Here is a 20,272-nt window from a genome sequence, read left to right on the forward strand (position 1 = left end):
TACCTACAGTTATTTACGTATGTTTTTATATGCTGTTGTTTTCCCCCAGGGAAAGCGTACATCGCAGCTCTTTTCTGTAAAAAAGAATTCATTCCCCTGAGGAAGAGAACTTAAAGGAAAGGAAATACTAATCACCATATTTCCAGACGATAAACTTTCACAAGCTTTTAATACTCTTTTCAAAACCTTCAAAGAATAAGAAGATCCATAAAAATAGACACAAGAAGCTTGTTCCAACTGTATTTCATCAAAACTTTCTTGAAAAAATAATGTAGGCTGTGAAGATAACCATTTATGAAAGCGAGAAGCAAAGCAAATAAAAGCTGATTGATTATCCACTCCGATCACTTGACAACCAACAACATGAGAAAACCAAAAGCATGCCTTTCCTAATCCACAACCTAAATCATAAACAACATCTTTTGAAGTAATGCCAAACTCCGTGCTAATTTTATTTAAAACAGACCAAGGAGTCTCTCCATAAACATTACCTTCATATAATAATGATGATTGTCCTGAGCGGCGTAAATGCGTATAAGGATTGTTTAATAAAGAATACATACATTTGGTGAGATCGTACAATAATAATCTAGGATAGCGTACATATAATGAACTCAGTAGATAAATGCTTTCTTGAATAAAAAAAAGAAATCGAAAAATCCCTACTTTTAGTACAGAAATAAGGTTGACCAAAGACTTTCTATTTATAAATTTCTTTTGGAAGTTGAAACACAACATCTTCTACCACAAATACGTCTTCTTGCACCTGCAAGTCAGGGATAAGTTCTTTTAACTTAGATACACACAACTGCACAACATACTCAGGAGTGGATGCTCCTGCTGTGATTGCAATATCACCCGAATAATTTAAAATTTCATCAGAAATATGATCAGGACTATTAATCAACCTAGAAGGAATACCTCGCTTAGAAGCAATTTCTCGTAAACGGTTAGAATTCGAACTTTGGGCATCTCCAACAACATAAACAAAACGCACTCTAGGCAATACAGCTCGTAACGCCTCTTGTCGATTTTGCGTAGCGTAACATACGGAAGAACTAGGTAAAGTAACTATTTGAGGGTATCGTGATTGCAATGCTTGGGTAATCTCACTGACATCATCCAAGCTCAGTGTAGTTTGCGTAACAAAAAATAGAGGGTCCTTAGGACCAAATTTTAGCCTAGATACATCGGCAACATTTTCAACTACAGTCACTTGTCTAGGAACTTCCCCACAGATTCCAATAACCTCCACATGTTTCTTTTTACCTACCAAAATGATATGGTACCCTCGAGATGCATATAACTTAACAGCCGAATGAATCTTAGTGACTAAAATACAAGTAGCGTCAATATCAATTAGATGACAGGCCTTTGCCTCTTCACGTACTTCGGGAGATACCCCATGAGCAGAGTAAATTACTCTAGAACCTTTGGGGATCCCTCTTAAATCCTCAACAAAAATTGCTCCCCGCTGTTTCAAGCTATCAACTACATGCTTATTGTGGACAATCTCATGCTTTACATAAATCGGAGCTCCCCAAGTTTCTAAAGCTTTTTCTACCACTTGAATAGCACGAACCACACCAGCACAAAACCCACGAGGGCTGCAAAGTATTAATTGACGCACTAAAACCTCTCCAAAAAATTACCCTTAGAAAAGAATCTTTTCTAAGGGTATGCAGAATACCAGAACTTGGTATATCTAAGCTCTTATTAATGTTGTTCTTCTGTAGATTTTTTTTGAGTTTCACTTATAAGCTTGATCATAATATCTTGTAATTTCTGCATATAATTTCCGAATTTTCCTGATTGTAGATCCTCATCGGTAATCTCCAAATATATATCAGGAGATACTCCTAAGTTCTCTATAAGCATACCATCTTTTCTTACAGCTAAAGATCCGGTTAAAGAACAATTTTTAATTCCCGTTCTGTTAGGAAATTCAACAGAAAATACAAACCCTCCGGCACCAGCTGTAGTATTACCTACAATGATAGCACGTCCATTATCTTTCAAAATCGAGGGGAATAAATCTCCACAAGAAAAATCTTCTTCATTAATAATCGTACAAATGGGGTGAGTATATTGTACTCTAGGATGCGGCTGAACATGAGAAAACCCTAACAAAGGTATAGGAGTAGTAAGATTAATATTTCCTGAATTCCAACAATTCAACACTTGTTCTGAGAAAGATTGAATATATCCTGCTGCCATGATATCTATGGGATACCCTTCCATAGTCTCTCCTAAAGCAGCTACTGCCTCCCTATCTGTATCCACACCCTCAAGAAGATCCAACCAATGCAAAGCAGCATGTACTTCATCTTGTGTTAAAATCATTCTATGACGAGGAGTTTCTAAAGGTTTATTCGTTAACATGGAAAGGATACTGTAAAGATAGAAGACACTCCCCCCAGGATTATTAGTTTGATCAATAATCAAGCCGTCCGTTCTTGTCTCTAATTCCCTAATGATTTCCTCTAAGTCTAACCAAGGGCAATCACGAGTGTCTTCATTAAGATCTGACAAGTCAGTCCAAGAATATGTAGAAATTCTAAGAAATCCTATATTGTAACTCTTCCCTAGGCTATCCTGGCAGGTGAAAACATAGGCATGGTAAGGGCCTTCCTTACATCTCCAAGTAATTACAGGATATTCTGGTAAGAAACCTTTTTTGCTTCCGATATCGTAATTTCCTGCAGAACGACGCTTATACTCCTCGCGAAGCTCTTTCCAAAAATAAGGAACCATCTCATTAGTAAATAAACATTTCTGACTATCTCTAACTAAAGATGAAGATTTTGCCTTACGCATATCTAACTTGGTATCCTTAATTAAAGGAGAAACCAAAGATAAATCCGTAATATGTTCAGGAGTATGACGCCATTTTACTCGCACGGTACGTACTAAACCACTAGGACGACGTACCTTCAAAGTTACCCCACCTAAAGGAACAGTATGTCCCATCGCCGCAGAACGAGAAAATAATGCGCGTGCTGCAGCCGCATAATCAGCAGCACTTCCACGACCTTGGCGTAATCCTTCAATAACTTGACTTACAGGAACGCCATCCATTTCTAAAATTTCATCATGAACAGAAATATCCGAAGTATAAGTAAAGGATTCAACAACATAACATCTTCCTGTACTACTAAGTTTTACTGTATAAGGTAGATAAGACCGAGAAGTCGCGAAAAAAGTAATTCCCGCGTGATAATCATTCAAAGCACTAACATAATCTGCCAAAACACGCTGACAATATGCTGTTGATGGATTTTCTTCTAAAATTAATTTTAAACGAGCAGAATTCGTAGCATCTTGAAGATCCCAGCCGAAAAGAGTTTCTTTCCAGGGCTTGGGAGCATATTTCGTATTAAGTAAGTGCGCCAAAAAATCTAAATCGGCTGATGCATGTTGATGTACTAATGTCTTAGAAAATCCTGGGGAACTCTGTATCCCAATAAATAAAGTACATAGTAACGCGGCTACTTTTTTCAATTTCATATCGACCTCTTTCTATTAGACATAGAAATTCAATTAAGGAGGCAACATGATAAAACTGATGAACGTTTAATTAAAACAAAGTTTTTAAATTTTTTTTTGAATTCGAAAAAGATGTGCCTACAACAGAGATATCATGACTCCATCAAGTAAGAAATACGCCAATAATCCACCAAAATAACTTACCAAAGCAATCCAGGATACCTTCTTAAAGTACCATAAGAAACTCACCTTCTCCATACCCATGAAAGCAACACCTGCAGCAGAACCAATAATAAGAATACTTCCTCCTGTTCCTGCAGCATAAGCAATCAATTTCCACAAAGTATCGTTTACAGGCGCTTGATACATTCCCATAGTTGCAGCAACAAGGGGAACATTATCCAGAACACTGGAAATAAGACCTATAATCACAGCAACGACATGTCTAGAAAATAGCTTATCCATTGCTAAAGAAAAATCAGAAAGAACGTTAGCAAAAGTTAGCGCATTTACAGCAAGCAAAATACCTATAAAGAAAGTAATTGAAGCAACATCTATCCTAGTCAAGATATGTGGAATACGTAAATGATGACGATCCTCTCCATGAGGCGAATGTATCCAGTCGCTTACTAGCCATACTAAACCCAATCCCAATAACGCCCCCATAAATGGAGGAACACCTAAACAAGCTTTCCACACAGGAACCATTAATAAAGATCCTAAGCCAATAAAAACAATCCACCCACTTCTTTTGGGAGATTGCTCGGCATCAACATTCTTACAAGCAACAGATTTCGAAGTCAGTGCTCCTTTAGAGCATTTCTTAAGGATAAATTGCGCACAAATCCCGGAAATCACTACACACACCAAACTAGGAACAAATAAAGAACTAATAATTCCCCAAGAAGTAATTTTATTATTAATCCATAACATTGTTGTTGTGACATCTCCTAAAGGAGTCCATGCTCCTCCAGCATTGACACTAATTACACAAATTGCTCCTAATAGCAGTCGCTCTTCTCGTGTTTTCACTAAACGCTTTAAAATAGAGATGATAATAATAATCGAGGTCAAGTTATCCAATGCAGCAGATAAGAAGAAAGAAAAACCGATTAATACCCAAAGAAGTAAGCTTTGTGACTGGATGTCACAACATTGCATAATTATAGAAAATCCTTTATGAGCATCTATAAGTTCAACTATAGCCATGGCAGCTAATAAGAAAAAAGTAACCTGAGCCATGTCGGCAATTTCTTCGGCTAAGATCAAATGATCCGCATTAGGTATGTAAGAAAAACACACCAACCACATTAATCCTCCCATAACTAAAGCTATGGCGGATTTATTTATCCGAACAATGTGCTCAAAAACAATTGCAGCATACCCAAATAAAAACAGAGCACACAATTGAAACTTCAACATAACTGACCTCGAAATAATTCCATGAATTAATCTACTCTTATTCATAAGTTAGGTAAAGTAAGAAAAGTTCTATAGGTTAAAAAACTTCTTTCTGTTGCCAAATCAAAAATTTACTTTTAAAATTATTCTTAAATAGATCTTCTGTATCTCATGTCCTCCCCTTAAACTTTTATAGACAGAAGTAACGAACCATTTGACAAAGATACTATCGAAAAGAACATAATGAAACTCTTGAATCTTGGATTCACTTTAGGAGCCTTGTGAAAGTCGCCTTATCATTTAAGCATCTTGTTCCCAAACTTTATACCTGCATCAAGGAAGGCTATACCTTCAATACATTTAAAAAGGATGTCCTTGCAGGAATTACCGTAGGGATCTTAGCCTTTCCTTTTGCCATTGCTATTGCCATCGGTGTGGGAGTCTCCCCAGTTCAAGGACTATTAGCATCCATTATTGGAGGTTTCATTGCCTCAGCATTGGGGGGGAGCCGTGTATTAATCTCTGGGCCTACGAGTGCTTTCATCTCAATACTCTATTGTATCTCAATTAAATATGGAGCAGAAGGACTCTTCGTAATTACCCTAATGGGGGGGATTTTCCTTGTTTCCTTTGGGCTTGCAGGGTTAGGGACCTTCATTAAATATATGCCGTATCCCGTAGTTACTGGACTCACTACAGGATTAGCTGTTATCATTTTTTCCTCTCAAATCCGTGATTTTCTCGGGTTACAAATGGGAGATAGCATTCCTTCGGATTTCATTGCAAAATGGGTAGCTTATTGGGACCATTTATGGACATGGGACAGTAAAGCTTTTGCTGTGGGATTATTTACTTTACTCATCATGATCTACTTCCGAAACTACAAACCACGCTACCCAGGAGTTATGATTGCTATTATCGTAGCATCTACTCTAGTCTGGCTTCTTAAAATCGACATACCTACTATTGGAAGCCGTTATGGAGCCCTTCCACAGAAAATTCCTTTGCCTTCACTCCCGCACCTAAGTCTGACAAAAATTCTGCAAATTATGCCAGAAGCCCTCACAATTGCCGTTCTTTCCGGTATAGAAACCTTACTCGCAGCAGTAGTGGCAGATGGTATGACGGGATGGCGCCATCAATCTAACTGTCAGCTTGTTGCTCAAGGGATTGCAAATATCGGTACATCACTATTTGCAGGTATGCCAGTAACTGGCTCACTATCAAGAACGGCAGCAAGTATTAAGTCAGGAGCAACAACACCTATTGCTGGTCTCATTCACTCAGTATTTATCTGCATAATTCTTCTTGTACTTGCTCCCTTAACAGTAAAAATCCCTCTAACCTGCTTAGCCGCTGTTCTTATCCTTATTGCCTGGAATATGAGTGAAATTCACCACTTCATTCATTTATTTACAGCGCCTAAAAAAGATGTGATTGTTTTACTGACAGTATTTATTCTCACAGTAATGACAACTATTACTTCTGCCGTACAGGTAGGAATGATGCTCGCAGCATTCTTATTCATGAAACAAATGAGCGATCTTTCGGACGTCATATCTACAGCAAAATATTTCGATGATGACACTTCCTCAAAAGATGATGATGTATTCACAAAATCAGAAATTCCTGCTCATACAGAAATATATGAAATTAATGGTCCCTTTTTCTTTGGAATTGCTGATCGATTAAAAAATTTATTAAATGAAATCGAAACACCTCCGAAAATCTTCATCCTATGTATGAGTCGTGTTCCCACTATCGATGCTTCAGCCATGCATGCCTTGGAAGAATTTTTCTTAGAATGTGATCGTCAAGGGACATTATTACTTCTTGCAGGAGTGAAAAAAACACCTCTTAATGATCTTAAACGGTACCATCTGGATGAACTCATTGGTACAGATCATATTTTCTCCAATACCAAAAGCTCACTTCTATTCGCCCAAGCTTTAATCAACTTAGAAAATAAAGCATCTAACTAATGATTACCTACCATAGATTCAGGAATAACAAGACGATCAAATTCTTCCCCTGATAAAGCACTCATTTCCACACATGCTTCTTTTAAACTCAAATTTTTATGAAAAGCATGCAAGGCAATTTTTGAGCACTTGTCGTATCCTAAAACAGGAGTTAAAGCTGTAATTAGCATGAGCGAGTTATCCAAAAATTCTTTTAGACGCTGTTTATTCACACGTAATCCAGAAACAAAATAATCTGCAAAAGCATGCATACTCCCCGCAAGAATATCTACAGATTGTAAGAAGTTATAGATAATGACAGGTTTCATCACATTTAATTCAAAATTTCCCCTACTTCCAGCAATAATTACTGTTTGATTATTACCCAAAACCTGAGCACAAACCATTTGTAATGCTTCACATTGGGTAGGATTAATTTTCCCAGGCATGATAGAAGAACCCGGTTCATTCTGAGGAAAAAAGAGCTCTCCTAAGCCACAACGAGGGCCAGAACCTAATAAACTCAAATCTGTAGCAATTTTTGTTAATGCACAAGCTAGAGTAGTTAAAACACCATGGGTATGTACTAAAGTATCATGATTGGATAACGCAGAAAAATAGTTCGATGCACGTACAAAAGGCTCACCTGTTTCCTTACGTAAATAGTAAATCACTCTATCTACAAATCCTTGAGGAACATTCAATCCTGTACCAACAGCAGTTCCTCCTAAAGCAAGCTCATACAGATGAGTCAGAGAAAATGCCATGCGTTCTAGACATTGGCGTATTTGATTACTGTATCCCGAAAATTCCTGCCCCAAAGTCATAGGAACAGCATCCATTAAATGTGTTCTCCCAATCTTCACACAATCACGAAACTCCTCCCTCTTCGCATCCAAAACCTTTTGTAAATGCTCCATGGCGGGAATCAATTTTTTTTTTATATTCACCACAGCAGCGATATGCATAGCTGTTGGGAATACATCGTTAGAAGATTGTGACTTATTCACATGATCATTAGGATGAATCGGAGTTTTACTTCCTAAAATTCCTCCATGCCTTTGAATAGCTAAATTGGCAATTACCTCATTAACATTCATATTAGATTGTGTCCCACTACCTGTTTGCCAAACTTTTAGAGGAAAATGCTCTTCAAAATTTCCCTGCAAAATTTCAGCAGCAGCAGAAACAATCATGTCGCAATACTTAGGTTCCAAAACACCTAAATCCCCATTAGCTTTAGCAGCACACTTTTTAATCAAAACTAGAGCTTGAATCACTTCACGAGGCATCACCTCAGGAGACCAGGAAAAATACGTTTGAGAGCGTACTGTTTGAGCTCCATACAATTTGCCCTCGGGAACCTGAACTGTTCCCAAGCTATCCTTCTCTTGTCGCATATATCCATATCCCCTATAATTTTTGTTATCTGTCTTAATTTCTAGTAAGATGAAAAAAAAATTATTATGTTATTTTCTTTCTACCACACTACTTCTTTGCTTTTGGGAAGCTTTTGCTAAAAATAACATCTCTCTTTCCTTTCTTTGCCCCCCCCCATCAAAAATATTCACTAATTTTTTTCAGTCCCTTCCCCTCATCCTTTCCTCTTCTTGGTATACTTTACAAGGTATTTTAGGAGGATTTTTTTTAGCCCTACTACTTTCTCTAATCTTAGTCATTATTATGTTGGTGAATAAGTCAGCTAAAGATCTTCTCCATCCTGTATTTATCCTTGTACAATGTACTCCCATGTTCACTCTAGCCCCTCTAATTGTTCTCTGGTTCGAATGGGGGATTAGTGCTGTCATTATTCCCACAGCGCTTACCGTATTTTTCCCCCTTACTATTTCTATTTATCAAGGGATATCCTCACCTCCAAAAGAACTGCTCGAACAGTTTTATCTACATCAAGCAACAAAAAGACAAATCTTTATCAAATTACTTTTACCCCATGCACTTCCTCATATCTTTTCAGGACTAAAAATAGCCATGGGATCTGCAGGATTTGCAGCTATAGCAGGAGAATGGGTAGCTTCTCAGTCCGGGTTAGGAATTCTAATTTTAGAAAGTAGAAGAAACTACGATATGGAAATGATGTTTTCCGGCTTATTTGCATTAACAATTGTTACCTTTACCTTATTTCAATTGGTCGTTCTTAGTGAAAAACTCCTATTTGCATTATTTAGAATCAAAAACATAAAAAAACGTAGAACTACTAAATTAAAACTTGCTCTTTCCTGCCTTCTGCCCTTTCTTCTTTTAGGTATTTTAGAAAAGTCCAAACCTTCCCTAAATCCTACTGAAAAACCTCTTACCCCCATTACACTGCTTTTAGATTGGACGCCGAATCCTAATCATATTCCCTTGTATGTAGGAGTAGCCCAAGGATTTTTTGAAGAGCAAAACATAAAATTAAAAATTCAAAAAAATACAGACACAGGTTCTGTCATTCCCCACATCTTGTTTGAAAAGGTAGATTTAGCCCTTTATCATGCTTTGGGAATAATAAAAGTAGCTATGCAAGGCGTTCCTATACAAATAGTCGGTTCGCTTATTAATTCTACTCTGCAAGGGTTTATCTATAGGTTAGATGATGATATTTCCTCAATTCAAGACCTCAATAATAAAGTCTTAGGATTTTGTTTAAATAATTCTCGAGATCTTTCTTGTTTACTTACTGTCTTGCGCAAGCAAGGAATAGTTCCTTCAGAAGTTAAAAACGTAAGTTCTGATTTAATTTCCCCCATGTTATTAAAAAAAATTGATTTTCTCTATGGGGCGTTTTACAACATTGAAGGAGTAAAGCTACATACTTTAGGGATGCCTGTGAGCTGCTTTTTATCCGATTCCTATGGCCTTCCTACAGGGCCACAAATGCTCATCTGTGGAAAAAAAAATACCCGAGCTACATCACCAGAGATCATACATGCTATACAAACAGCTCTACAGAAAAGTATCGACTTTTGCCAAGAACATCCCCAAATAGCTTTCGAAACCTATATTCAAGCGACGCGGGATACTCCAAAAATTATCAAAGATGAGCTTTTACAATGGCAAGTAACTCGTCCTCTTCTGGCACAATCCCAAAACCCTTTAAGTGAGCAATTAAAAAATACTCTTGTACAAGCCATTATCTATCGCTACCCTCAGCTAGCACAAAAGAATTCAGAATTTCCCTTAAGTACCCTATACCCTAATCTACAGGCTTGCCTGGATGGGAAAACACATGAGCCAAACGCGATAAAATATCACGAAGGACTTCCATTGGCCTCTGATCTGCACTAATACGGGACACCTTATGAAGAGGATAATAACGAATAAGCGCATCAATATCCTTCTTATAAGATTCTAAACGTTTTTGCAAAACATCAATCCCCACCTCGTTAATTCTTCCCTTACTATACAAAGAATGTTGCGTTCTTTCGAGTAAAGTAGCTTCTTCATGAACCTCTAAAATAATTACATGACGCACAGTAATGTAGGACTCTAAAAGCTTTGCTTGCTCCAATGTTCGTGGCAAACCACTAATCAATAAATCCTGACGCTCTGGAAGAAATTTTCCTACAGCAATTAATCCTTGAACATAGTAATTCCACACGGCAATCACATCATCATCAGGAATTAATGTCCCAGAAACTGCATATTTATGGAAAAGCTGACGAATAGGAGACCAAATAGGATAACAACGAAAAATATCTCCCAAGGAAACATATACCTGGCTACCTCCATGAGCAATGAAATTTCCCAAAAAATCTTTACCTGCTCCTGGGGGGCCAAATAAAAGAATAGAAGAAAAAGGTTTGGCGTAAAGTTTTATACTATTCGCAATAGATTTGTCTACCATATACAATTAGCCCAGTCGTTCTTCTTTTCTTTAACTTAATTGATTAACTTGAAAAATAATAGCCCGCAATATACAAAATTTGCCTATGAATCACATTTTTTTCTTATTCTCTCAGGCAAGCGTATTAGTATTAGCTGCCGATACATTAACTAACGTCTTGGCACTTAATGTTGTTCTTTCTCAATTTTCTAGAAAAAAACGCTTTGTGCTGTTACTACGAGAGAGCGTTTTCGCTCTTATTAGCATGTTCGCTCTTTATGGAGCTGCTCTAGGCGTCCTCTATGTACTTAATTCTCCTTTTTGTGCCATACAAACAGTAGGCGGTGCCGTAGTCATGTTATCAGGAATGCGCGCAGTATTAAATTTAAGTAAAGAAAATCATTGGGAAAAACTACTTACATATCCCTCATTACCTTTCATCGCCCCAGTTGCTCTTCCTTTAATCATCGGACCTTCGTGGTTAGCTGCTTTCTGTATCTTAGTAGGGAAACAGTATCATTTTTCCCAGATTTGTAGTATTCTCGTGCTTTCTTGGTTTCTTATTTCTCTAGCAACTATTCTAGTGCAGGTAGGTATCACAGGAGGACAGGAAAAAAAGAAAAAGACTAAGGTTTTGTTAGCAGTACAAACTATTTTAGGTCTTTTCGTAACAATCATAGGAGCTCAACTGCTAATTTCTGGTTTACAACAAGCTTTTTTATAAAAAGACTTTATGCTCACTCTACTCAATCTTAGTTTATTATTTTATGTACTTTTTGATTCTCCAGGATCCATTCCTGTTTTCGTATCTCTATTGAAAAATTATTCAGTAAAAAAACAACAGCGGATTATTCTCAGAGAATGTGTTTTTGCGCTGGTTACCTTACTACTATTTATTACTTTCGGAAGAAAAATCTTTCATTTTTTTAATATCTCTTTGTATGCATTTCAATTTATAGGTGGCGTTCTTCTATTTTCTGTGTCACTAAAAATGATGCTTGCTCCACCTATTTCCTCTGATCACTCTATTTCTGAAATTGAAGATTGTTCTGAGCCTATTTTCTTTCCTTTAGCTTTTCCTATTATTACGGGTCCGGCTGTAATTACGGCATTGTTGGGTTATATGGAAGAGCAGCTATTTCCCAAAGAAATTATTCTCGGCGCTATGATTATTGCCTGGGTATTGTCCGTACTTACATTACTTAGTTCGAGCTTTTTCAACCGTATTTTAGGTAGTGCTGGACTTGTCGCTTTAGAACGACTATTTAGTATCACTTTATTATTAATGTCCGTAAACCTTATCCTTAAAGGCCTGTCCGTAGCATTTAACATCGGGTTTTACATTAAATAGTGTGGTTATATGAAAAGAAACGATCCCTGTTGGTGCGGGAGTCAATATAAATGGAAACATTGCCACTATCCCCAACGATCTTCCCAAGCATCCTGGATACAACAAAAAAACTATTATGCTTCGCAATACAACATTATTTTAAAAACTCCAGAACAAATAGATAAAATTCGCACTGCTTGCCAAGTAACAGCACAAATTCTATATGAACTCTGCCAATCAGCTAAAGAGGGTGTAACAACAGAAGAATTGGATCAATTGTCACGCAAACTACATAAAGAATATCAGGCAATTCCTGCCCCTTTAAATTACGGCTCTCCCCCATTTACAAAAACGATTTGTACTTCTCTAAACGAAGTAATTTGTCATGGCATCCCTAATGATATTCCCTTAAAAAATGGGGATATCATGAATATAGATGTCTCCTGTATTGTTGACGGCTACTATGGAGACTGTAGCAAAATGGTCATGATCGGAGAGGTTTCTGAAGTTAAACGCCGTGTATGCCAAGCTTCTTTAGAATGTTTAGATGCAGCTATCGCTATTTTAAAGCCCAATCTCCCCCTATATAAAATCGGTGAAGTTATTGAAGATTGCGCTGATCGTTATGGATTCTCAGTAGTGGATCAATTCGTTGGCCACGGCATAGGTATCGAATTTCATGAAAATCCTCACGTTCCTCATTATAGAAATCGTTGCAACATTCCCCTGGTTCCAGGAATGATTTTCACTATAGAACCTATGATCAATGTTGGGAAGAAAGAAGGAGTCATTGACCCAAAAAATCATTGGGAAGCAAGAACTTGTGACAACAAGCCCAGTGCTCAGTGGGAGCATACTGTTTTAATTACCGAGACAGGGTATGAGATACTAACTCTTCTAGAGAAGTAATCTCTTCTTCCAAGTTTTCAACATATTCTAAAAGCTTTTCAATGATTTCAATATCACTCATATCTATAAAACTTAAGGAATTTTCTTCTTGCCTTTGTAAAGTTAAGTAATTTTCACGAACTAAAAATAGTTCCTTGCGGGCTTCTACTAATGCTTCTGCTTTAGCACCAAATTGCTCTTTTAATTGTAAGTATTTTGTTTTATAAGACTTATCCTGAGCGTCAAGCAAGGCTTTTTCAGAAGACAAATACTCATGTAGCTTCTCTTGAAGCTTTTCTAACTCCCCATCCTTCTTCTCTAAAAGACTTTGCAATGCATCAAATCGTAACTGCAAATCCTTACTCTCTTGCACTCGAGAATGTAAACTCAAACATTCGTTTTCTAAATTTTCTCGTAACGATCTTTCTTTCTGAAGATCTCCCTCCAAGGAAGCCAGTTTAGCATCTTTTTCTTGTAAGATATGAATCCATGAATGAGTCGCCTCTCCTTGCTTCTGTATAGTTGAGGACATGTCTTTCCTAGACACCCAGGAAAATACTGAGGTAGTTTCATCCCCTGCAACAAGACGCACATATTCATTATGTAAAAGCGCATAATCTTCTAACCAGCTATTTTTCTGATCAGCAAGAATTTGAAAATCTAACGCCATATTCTCTTGTTTCTTGCAAGACTCCTGTAATAAAGCTCGATACTTCTCTAAATCCGACTCCAAAGATTGAGTACGTTTTTCTAAAAACTCACAGGCTATAGCCTTATCACGCACAGCTTGATCATAAGAAGCTTGTACCTCAGCATACTCTTCTGATAGACGGTCATACTGATGCTTTTTCTTAGTACGCTCCTCAGAAATTAAAGAAATACCCAAAGTACAAATTCCCCAAGACAACACAAAAGAACTCACTAATCCTAAAGACCATAATGCGGAAGAATCGATAGAAAAATACTCATAGTATACAAAAATAAATATGCAAGAAATGACCCCCCATCCCCAAAGACGACCGCATATAGAAGCAGCCAATACAAAGACAGAAAACAAGGTTAAAAAACACACTAAGGTTAAGTCAACTAAAGAAGCACAGGCAAGTCCCCCAAACAATAAACCAATGGGAAATAAACACACACTCTCTGGAGAAAACAACCTATCCTTAGCAATAATACAACCCTGAGCTAACCCTCGATAAATCTTGTGATACAGACACTTATTAAAAACGAGCATGGCTTCAAATCTATCTATACAAGACTTCCTCTACGACTCTTCTAAAGAATCTTGAGCTTTGGTTAATAAATAGCTAATTAAAGCAGGATCTCCTTCATAGGTCATCTCTACCTTCATCCTACCATCCGAAGATACGTGCCCACACGTCACCAATACATAGGCTTTCACCTCTTCTTGAAAAGTTCCTGTATTGTCATCAAACTCGTTTTCAGACATTTGCTTTTTCTCTCTCAAAAAATAACTTTTTTCATCAAAAGACAAACAATTAACTGTAGAAATTTTAATTAGAGATCTCTGTTTGTTTAATTGCTAATAATTTTATTCACTCTATTTATCACTAAAAGCAAGTAGCTTACTAAGCTATTTTGCAACTTTATTAAAAAATTTATTTAATAACCTCCCCATTTATTTGATAAAATAAAACTAAATAAAACTAATTTTTTTATATTATGACAGTACAAGCCACAAATACAATTCCTGCTACAACAATATCCCAATCTAACCTTCCACCTTTAGCCCCATTGAATACCCCTCCTATCGGAGCTCTGCTTTTTAGCATTTATGAGCTTCTTTTACAAGCAATTGAAATTCGCCAACAAACAGTTCTGACCCAATCACAACAATTAAATGATAATACTAATATCCAACAACAATTAAACCAAGAAACTAATCAAATTAAATTTGCAGTAGTAAACGCAGGAGCAGAAGAAGACGAAATTACCCGTGTACAAAACCAAAACCAAAACTACTCCGCACAACGATCCAACATTCAAGATGAATTAGTAACCGCAAGACAAAATGGACAAATTATCCTCTCACATGCATCTACTAACATCAATATTATGCAACAATTAGCTTCTCAAGATTCTTCGTTCCTAAAAACAACAAATGCCATTGGCAGCACAGTTAACCAGATGAATAAACCTCTTTCATAAACAAGGGAAGTAATTTAAAGGTAATCAAAGAAAATAGGTAGAAAATTATGTGGCTCCGCTCAACAGAACTACACAACCTTCCTAAAGCAGCTATCAATGTTCCTGGTTCAGGAGTTATAGGAGGAGCGAATACAGCGACTGCTGATGAAATCATCGAAAAATTCTCTAAAGACTCTAACCCCCTGATTGTCACTGTATACTATGTATACCAATCTGTACTAATAGCCCAAGATAACCTCGCGATCATTGCTAAAGAACTCCAGGCCAATGCTTCAGCTCAAACATTTTTAAATAACCAAGAAGCATTATACCAATATACCACGATCCCTAAAAATAAACTCAATGATAACTCGTCTGCTTTCTTACAGGACGTACAATCTATAAACCAAGCTGTGGGAGCATCTAGGCAAGCATTACAAAATCAAATCTCCGGATTGTCCAATGCATCTCAAGTTATTTCTAGTAACCTAAACACAAACAACAACATTATCCAACAATCCTTACAAGTGGGTCAGGCATTAATCCAAACCTTCTCCCAAATCGTAAGTCTCATTGCAAATATTTAACAAGGAATCATTCAAATGAGTATCTACCTACCTATGGATAACAAAGTCGAAACTGTCATTCCTGCATCTACTAAAGTTGTCTCCGATGAGATTCAAATCAATAAACAGTCAGCCATTTATTTCTGTATCTCTGTCATGCTACAGTTATCCACATCAACGACAGAATTTTCCAAAGCCATTATGACCGTATTGCAAGACAACACATTAACTCAACAAAAGAAAACTAAAGAGCTAATCAATCTTCCCCTATTAAAAGTTCCTGATTTACAACAAGCCGACAACTTCAACCCCGATAAACCCGAATATAAAAACCAAACAGAAATTCAATCCTACCAAACCTCTAACCAACAAATTTCTGCAAACCGCCAACTAATTCAACAAGAACTTTCTACTGCTCAGCAGAGAGCACAAGCAAATCAAAAATCAGTAAACGCTACTTCCACAACATCTATGAAATTACTACAAGCAACCTCGGCCATTCTAAGCGCATTAGTAGAATATACTATTAAAGCAAACCTAACGACATCTCCATCTGAATAGAATAACTTCTACTAAAACAATTGATGATCTAATATGAAACATGATTAGAAAAGGCAATAGTCAGGACCAACCTCTATGAGGGTTATCTTCCCCGACAAACAAGACAAAAGCCCACTACTTACTCGTGTGCTTAAGCAGTTTCCTTTATTTATTTTAATCACCTCCTGCCTATCACCTCTTATTTCTTATGTTTTAAAAAAAATATTTGCCGTCCCTGGACTTCTTGAAACTTTAGCTCTTTCTACGGAAGGCATCCAAAAACATCAATTTTGGCAATGGATTACCTACCCTCTAGTTACTGCGGATTCATTAAGAATTTATAGTGATAGGTGTCTAGAAATTACTCAGCGGTTACTTATGAGGAATGTTCTTTGCTTTATTTTCTTATATAAAGCAACTCACCAGATTATTCGAAAATTAGGATCTTCGACTTTTTTATTCCTCGTAGTGACGCAAACTCTACTGACAGGAATTGCCACATGGGTAATTTTAAAGCTTTTTCATAGTTCACATGCCTTATTTGGTCCTGAATGTCTCATTAGTTTTCTACTTCTTATCTGGGTATTTCTTGATCCCGAAAAACATCTTGTATTTCCTACGCTGCCAATTACTATATCAAGAAAATGGGCCTTTGCTATTTTAAGTTTTTTCTATTTCTTCATGCTGGTACTTTCGGGAGCATTCCCCCTGCTTTTTGGTTCCATTTTTTCAATGCTGCTCGGAATTATATTTTGCTATAAAGAAAAAATTCCCAATCCTTATCGAATACACTTTCTAGCTCTCTTCAGAAAATAACGCGAAAATTGCAGCTCTAGCTTCACCAAGTCCAGAAAGTACCCCCTCTTCGAAACGAAAAATAGGGTGTTCTTCTAAGTCAGCAAAATCCATAGGCTGTAAAAGATCATCAGAAGTTACATTAGGAAGGATAGATTCTCCTACATTTTGCAAACGAGATTTTTGATTTTCATAGAGCTGATCTAGTATTTCAAAGATTTTTTTCTTCATTTTTCATATCACGCTTATTTTTGAAAAATTGTTTCATTAGTCGTTCTGATTCTTCACAACAAATTCCAGAATGATAAGTCACTTTATGAAATGGATGCTGCTCATTAAAAACATTTATCCAACTTCCCCCCGCTCCCAAACGTATATCGGGCGCTCCCCAAACAACCCTAGAAATTCTTGCTAGCTGAATAGCTCCAGCACACATGACACAAGGTTCTAGAGTACAATAAAGCACAGTATCTAATAATCGCCAATTATTCTGATATTGTGCTGCAGCACCTATACATAAAATTTCTGCATGAGCTGTCGGATCTTGAAGCCTTTCGACAGCATTATGTCCTCGAGCAATGATCGTATTTCCCTGAACAATCACACATCCCACAGGAACCTCGTCCTGATCATATGCCTTTCTAGCCTCTTTCAGAGCTTGATTCATAAAATATATGTCTTTTTCTATATCCATGGGCTATGCAACACAAATTTTCAATTTATTTTAAATTAAATTATAAAACATCGCTTACTACGTTAAAAATAACCTGATATTACTTTTTAAACGTGTTTATGATCAAAAAAAACGTAAAAACCTCCACCTATCAATTTAAAAAAAATCAATTGTCTATACAAAAGATGTACATTAACAGTCTTCTCAAGTATAATTGATTTTTTTGGCAATTATTTTAAGGAGACATCCCATGTCTTTGGATAAGGGAATTAAAGAAGAAATTACAAAAAAGTTTCAACTGCACGAAAAAGATACTGGTTCAGCGGATGTGCAAATTGCTATATTAACTGAACACATTGCAGAACTCAAAGAGCATTTAAAGAGATCTCCTAAAGACCAAAATTCTCGATTGGCGTTGCTCAAATTGGTAGGGCAAAGGAGAAAGCTTTTGGAATACCTAAACTCTACGGATACGGAAAGATATAAAAATTTAATTACTAGATTGAATTTAAGAAAGTAGTTTTATTTATTCTCTTGATAAATGATCTAAGTAGAGGAAACCTGCATGGCATTTGAAACGATTTCTATTCCTCTTGAGGAGGGTAAAACATTAGTATTTGAAACAGGGAAAATCGCTCGCCAGGCTAATGGCGCCGTTCTTGTTCATATGCAAGAAACTTGGGTTTTTTCTTCTGTCTGTGCAGCCCCTTTAGAAGAAGCCGTTGACTTTTTGCCTTTTCGTGTAGACTACCAAGAACGTTTTTCAGCTGTAGGAAAAACTCTTGGAGGTTTTATTAAGCGCGAAGGCAGACCGACAGAAAAAGAAATTTTAATTTCTCGGCTTATAGACCGCTCTATGCGTCCTTCTCTTCCCAATAGGCTAATGCAGGATATACAAATTTTATCCTATGTATGGTCTTATGATGGTGTCAACTCTCCAGATCCTCTGGCCATTTGTGGCGTTTCCGCAGCCCTAGCTATTTCCAATATTCCTCAAACTAACATTGTGGCCGGTGTTCGTGTTGGTCGTGTAGATAATACTTGGATTGTTAACCCTACAAAAGCAGAAATGGATGTCTCTACCATTGACCTTGTGTTGTCTGGAACGGAGAACGCAATCTTAATGATTGAGGGACATTGTGATTTCCTTACGGAAGATGAAGTTCTTGCAGCTATAGAATATGGCCATAAGCACATTATAACTATTTGCCGTGCACTACAACAATGGCAAACGCAAGTAGGGAAAGAAAAAAATACTCAATATATTCTCCCCTTACCAGAAGAAGTACAGTCTTCTGTGCATGATCTCTTATCAGAAGAGCAGCTAGTCAAGCTCTTAACAATAAAAGAAAAAAAAGCATTTGAGGCAGCCTCCCAAGAGCTAGAGACATCACTTATAGAAAAACTTCAAAAAGAAGATGCTATCTATACGCCTTTTAACATTAAATCAGCTTATAAACAGGCAAAGTCCAATTACATACGCTCGAGAATCTTTAAACAAGGAATCCGTGCTGATGGGCGCACTCTAAAGGAAATTCGTCCTATCACTATTGAAACAGCCTTCCTTCCTAGAACACACGGGAGCTGTTTATTTACTCGAGGTGAGACGCAAACTGTCGCTGTATGTACTTTAGGTAATGAAGCGATGGCTCAGCGTTATGAAGATTTAAATGGTGAAGGACAGTCTAAATTTTATTTACAGTATTTCTTCCCCCCTTTTTCTGTGGGAGAAGTGGGAAGAATCGGTTCTCCAGGACGAAGAGAAATTGGCCACGGTAAATTAGCTGAGAAAGCTTTAAGTCACGCTCTTCCTGATTCTATGAAATTCCCTTATACAATCCGTATAGAATCAAATATTACAGAATCTAATGGCTCCTCTTCTATGGCTTCCGTATGTGGTGGATGTCTAGCTTTAATGGATGCTGGAGTTCCTATTAAAACTCCCATAGCTGGTATTGCTATGGGTCTTATTTTGGATCAAGATCGTGCTGTCATCCTCTCCGATATCTCAGGATTAGAAGACCACCTCGGAGATATGGACTTTAAGGTAGCGGGTAACTCTACAGGAATTACTGCATTTCAGATGGATATTAAAGTAGAGGGAATAACCTTTGCTATTTTGGCATCTGCTTTAGCTCAAGCGAAAGAAGGCCGTCAACATATCTTAGATATTATGAAACAAGCTCTAGCGGCCCCTAAAACAGACTTATCTCAGTACGCTCCCCGTATTGAAACCATGCAGATTAAACTCAATAAAATCGCGACTGTTATTGGACCTGGAGGAAAACAAATCCGCCAAATTATTGATGAAACAGGAGTACAAATTGATATCAATGATGCAGGAGTTGTAAGTATTTCAGCCTCTTCACTAGAAGCTATAGAGAAAGCAAAGTCTATTATTGAAGGTTTAGTCGGCGAAGTAGAAATAGGGAAAATCTATGAAGGTCGTGTAACTTCTGTCGTGCCTTTTGGGGCTTTTGTCGAAATCTTACCCGGAAAAGAAGGGTTATGTCATATTTCTGAGTTTTCTAAACAACGCGTGGAAAACATTAGCGATTTCGTAAAACAAGGTGATACGTTAACTGTAAAGCTTTTAAGTATTAATGACAAAGGTCAATATAAACTTAGTCATAAAGCAACTCTCTGCGACTAGTTTTT

The 20,272-nt window shown here is 37.1% G+C and carries 21 protein-coding genes; 11 read left to right on the forward strand and 10 right to left on the reverse strand.

All coding sequences use genetic code 11. The features are described 5' to 3' along the window. Positions 1 to 9 precede the first annotated feature (9 nt). From M787_RS00565 to M787_RS00580, 4 genes are all read right to left on the reverse strand, one after another. Complete coding sequence (locus M787_RS00565; RefSeq protein ID WP_274519006.1) at positions 10 to 561, reverse strand: class I SAM-dependent methyltransferase; 552 nt, start codon at positions 559 to 561, stop codon at positions 10 to 12. A gap of 139 nt (positions 562 to 700) precedes the next feature. Further along, positions 701 to 1,630, reverse strand: coding sequence for a 4-hydroxy-3-methylbut-2-enyl diphosphate reductase (gene ispH, locus M787_RS00570; RefSeq protein WP_021828526.1), 930 nt, complete (start codon positions 1,628 to 1,630; stop codon positions 701 to 703). Between the two features lie 86 nt (positions 1,631 to 1,716). Then, on the reverse strand, positions 1,717 to 3,507 hold the full coding sequence (locus M787_RS00575) for a protease-like activity factor CPAF (RefSeq protein WP_021828527.1): 1,791 nt from the start codon (positions 3,505 to 3,507) through the stop codon (positions 1,717 to 1,719). Positions 3,508 to 3,624: 117 nt separating this feature from the next. Then, positions 3,625 to 4,908 (reverse strand): NhaD family Na+:H+ antiporter, encoded by a 1,284-nt coding sequence (locus M787_RS00580; protein WP_021828528.1) that lies wholly within the window; start codon positions 4,906 to 4,908, stop codon positions 3,625 to 3,627. A 242-nt stretch (positions 4,909 to 5,150) separates the two neighbouring features. Here M787_RS00580 and M787_RS00585 point away from each other — a divergent pair, with 242 nt between their 5' ends. After that, complete coding sequence (locus M787_RS00585; protein WP_179945615.1) at positions 5,151 to 6,869, forward strand: SLC26/SulP family anion transporter; 1,719 nt, start codon at positions 5,151 to 5,153, stop codon at positions 6,867 to 6,869. Here M787_RS00585 and fumC read toward each other — a convergent pair. Then, positions 6,866 to 8,248 carry a class II fumarate hydratase gene (gene fumC, locus M787_RS00590; RefSeq protein ID WP_021828530.1) on the reverse strand — a complete coding sequence of 461 codons (1,383 nt, stop codon included), beginning with the start codon at positions 8,246 to 8,248 and terminating at the stop codon, positions 6,866 to 6,868. The two genes, M787_RS00585 and fumC, sit on opposite strands and share 4 nt — an antisense overlap. A gap of 49 nt (positions 8,249 to 8,297) precedes the next feature. Here fumC and M787_RS00595 point away from each other — a divergent pair, with 49 nt between their 5' ends. After that, a complete protein-coding gene (locus tag M787_RS00595; RefSeq protein WP_021828531.1) occupies positions 8,298 to 10,133 on the forward strand; it encodes an ABC transporter substrate-binding protein in 1,836 nt (611 codons plus the stop codon). Here M787_RS00595 and M787_RS00600 read toward each other — a convergent pair. Continuing rightward, entirely contained in the window at positions 10,042 to 10,692 is a 651-nt protein-coding gene (locus M787_RS00600; protein ID WP_021828532.1) for an adenylate kinase family protein, read from the reverse strand. The two genes, M787_RS00595 and M787_RS00600, sit on opposite strands and share 92 nt — an antisense overlap. Before the next feature lie 85 nt (positions 10,693 to 10,777). On the opposite strand from M787_RS00600, the gene M787_RS00605 reads away from it, so the two are divergent. From M787_RS00605 to M787_RS00615, 3 genes are read left to right on the forward strand one after another with little or no spacing between them, the layout of a single operon-like run. Continuing rightward, on the forward strand, positions 10,778 to 11,395 hold the full coding sequence (locus M787_RS00605; protein WP_021828533.1) for a MarC family protein: 618 nt from the start codon (positions 10,778 to 10,780) through the stop codon (positions 11,393 to 11,395). Between the two features lie 9 nt (positions 11,396 to 11,404). Continuing rightward, positions 11,405 to 12,022 (forward strand): MarC family protein, encoded by a 618-nt coding sequence (locus M787_RS00610; protein WP_021828534.1) that lies wholly within the window; start codon positions 11,405 to 11,407, stop codon positions 12,020 to 12,022. 9 nt (positions 12,023 to 12,031) lie between these two features. Continuing rightward, positions 12,032 to 12,910: a methionyl aminopeptidase gene (locus M787_RS00615; protein ID WP_021828535.1), complete on the forward strand. Its 879-nt coding sequence runs from the start codon at positions 12,032 to 12,034 to the stop codon at positions 12,908 to 12,910. Here M787_RS00615 and M787_RS00620 read toward each other — a convergent pair. Continuing rightward, on the reverse strand, positions 12,867 to 14,015 hold the full coding sequence (locus M787_RS00620; protein ID WP_179945616.1) for a hypothetical protein: 1,149 nt from the start codon (positions 14,013 to 14,015) through the stop codon (positions 12,867 to 12,869). The two genes, M787_RS00615 and M787_RS00620, sit on opposite strands and share 44 nt — an antisense overlap. A gap of 141 nt (positions 14,016 to 14,156) precedes the next feature. After that, on the reverse strand, positions 14,157 to 14,342 hold the full coding sequence (locus M787_RS00625; RefSeq protein ID WP_021828537.1) for a hypothetical protein: 186 nt from the start codon (positions 14,340 to 14,342) through the stop codon (positions 14,157 to 14,159). Between the two features lie 233 nt (positions 14,343 to 14,575). Here M787_RS00625 and M787_RS00630 point away from each other — a divergent pair, with 233 nt between their 5' ends. From M787_RS00630 to M787_RS00645, 4 genes are all read left to right on the forward strand, one after another. Then, the gene (locus tag M787_RS00630; RefSeq protein WP_021828538.1) at positions 14,576 to 15,061 is read left to right on the forward strand and encodes a DUF720 domain-containing protein; all 486 of its coding nucleotides are present in this window, start codon (positions 14,576 to 14,578) and stop codon (positions 15,059 to 15,061) included. A 47-nt stretch (positions 15,062 to 15,108) separates the two neighbouring features. Next, positions 15,109 to 15,627, forward strand: a complete 519-nt coding sequence (locus tag M787_RS00635) for a DUF720 domain-containing protein (protein WP_021828539.1) — start codon at positions 15,109 to 15,111, stop codon at positions 15,625 to 15,627. A 15-nt stretch (positions 15,628 to 15,642) separates the two neighbouring features. Next, positions 15,643 to 16,167, forward strand: a complete 525-nt coding sequence (locus M787_RS00640) for a CT847 family type III secretion system effector protein (protein ID WP_021828540.1) — start codon at positions 15,643 to 15,645, stop codon at positions 16,165 to 16,167. Between the two features lie 75 nt (positions 16,168 to 16,242). After that, complete coding sequence (locus tag M787_RS00645; RefSeq protein WP_021828541.1) at positions 16,243 to 16,962, forward strand: hypothetical protein; 720 nt, start codon at positions 16,243 to 16,245, stop codon at positions 16,960 to 16,962. Here M787_RS00645 and M787_RS00650 read toward each other — a convergent pair. Both M787_RS00650 and tadA read right to left on the reverse strand, forming a co-directional pair. Beyond that, positions 16,942 to 17,172: a hypothetical protein gene (locus tag M787_RS00650; RefSeq protein ID WP_021828542.1), complete on the reverse strand. Its 231-nt coding sequence runs from the start codon at positions 17,170 to 17,172 to the stop codon at positions 16,942 to 16,944. The genes M787_RS00645 and M787_RS00650 overlap by 21 nt on opposite strands. Next, positions 17,153 to 17,635, reverse strand: a complete 483-nt coding sequence (tadA, locus tag M787_RS00655; RefSeq protein ID WP_021828543.1) for a tRNA adenosine(34) deaminase TadA — start codon at positions 17,633 to 17,635, stop codon at positions 17,153 to 17,155. The genes M787_RS00650 and tadA overlap by 20 nt, the downstream gene beginning before the upstream one ends. 229 nt (positions 17,636 to 17,864) lie before the next feature. On the opposite strand from tadA, the gene rpsO reads away from it, so the two are divergent. Together rpsO and pnp are read left to right on the forward strand one after the other, a co-directional pair. Continuing rightward, a complete protein-coding gene (rpsO, locus tag M787_RS00660) occupies positions 17,865 to 18,134 on the forward strand; it encodes a 30S ribosomal protein S15 (protein ID WP_020356439.1) in 270 nt (89 codons plus the stop codon). Between the two features lie 45 nt (positions 18,135 to 18,179). Then, positions 18,180 to 20,267, forward strand: coding sequence for a polyribonucleotide nucleotidyltransferase (pnp, locus tag M787_RS00665; protein ID WP_021828544.1), 2,088 nt, complete (start codon positions 18,180 to 18,182; stop codon positions 20,265 to 20,267). The last annotated feature ends 5 nt before the right edge of the window (positions 20,268 to 20,272 follow it).

Source organism: Chlamydia gallinacea 08-1274/3 (genome assembly GCF_000471025.2).
Taxonomy (GTDB): Bacteria; Chlamydiota; Chlamydiia; order Chlamydiales; family Chlamydiaceae; genus Chlamydia; species Chlamydia gallinacea.